The sequence below is a fragment of the Flectobacillus sp. BAB-3569 genome, from assembly GCF_002270355.1.
GTDB lineage: Bacteria > Bacteroidota > Bacteroidia > Cytophagales > Spirosomataceae > Flectobacillus > Flectobacillus roseus.
The window spans coordinates 1-963 of record NZ_NJFZ01000180.1 but is presented as its reverse complement, the minus strand read 5'-3'; the positions used below and the strand labels follow the sequence as shown (position 1 = coordinate 963).

Below are 963 nucleotides of genomic sequence, written 5' to 3'. Positions count from 1 at the left end.
ATGGAAGCTTGACAGGTATCAGTGGTGCAGCATGTGTGGCTTGTGCTGTTAATAATACAGCAAATGTACTGGATGCAAGTACTTCAAACTATGCTGACATTATTTTGACGGCTGGGTGTACTCAGTAGTGGGTCTATTTCAGTAAAAGATGCAGTGACAACTTACCCTGCTGGAACTTTTGCTGGTTATGATGTTGAAAACAGCAGTCTATTAGGAGCTAGCTTGTTTAGTAACGCTACCATAACAACTTATTTGACCCGAATTTTAAGATTGGGGTTATTCTCTAAGTTTTCATCAAACATGAGTCATCCCGAATTTTGTTGTGCGAAGTAGCACCATAGCATGTTTTGGATGGCCGTTCTCAATCGATAAATCGGTGTCAAAGCATTTTGGCACCGATTTCCTGTTCTATGAGCAAATTGATTGATGATTATCTTGATAATAGATGGCCAATTCCTGATGAGTTTCATCAAGAAGTCGTAAATGAGCGTGACAATGGCTAATAATTTGAGGGTATTCTCGAAAAACCATAACCTTGGAGATTCAATAGCTAGCTCAGTTTTGGCGAATCTAAACGCCTGTTCGATATTCCATCGATGCATGTAGCTATGACATATTTCCCAAGCTTCCTTAGCTGATTCTACAGGCAATGAGGTTAATAAATAGAGTGGTGACTGATAGTTTTTGGTATCTCTCACTATTACTAACGACAAGTTAATGTCTTCAAAACTAGGGTGTTGTACTTGAGTCCAAGCAATAGAAATGCTCTTGAGAATCTTTCTCTGAGAATCGAGCACAATCTTTTTACTTCTAGCTTTAAAAGAGCGAGCTAGAAGATGGGTTTGCTTTTTACCTTTAGTTGAGTGTATAAGTAAATGATTCTTCTTCCATCGGACTAGGAAATCTTGTTCGAAGTTCGTAAACCACTCGATGGTCCACTCATTAGCGTAACCACGGTCAAGC

1 protein-coding gene is annotated in these 963 nt (G+C 39.3%); it reads right to left on the bottom strand.

All coding sequences use genetic code 11. From position 1 onward, the window contains the following. Positions 1–305: 305 nt before the first annotated feature. Positions 306–963 (bottom strand): transposase (locus BWI92_RS26915; RefSeq protein WP_141234970.1); only part of this gene is annotated, 658 nt, incomplete at its 5' end.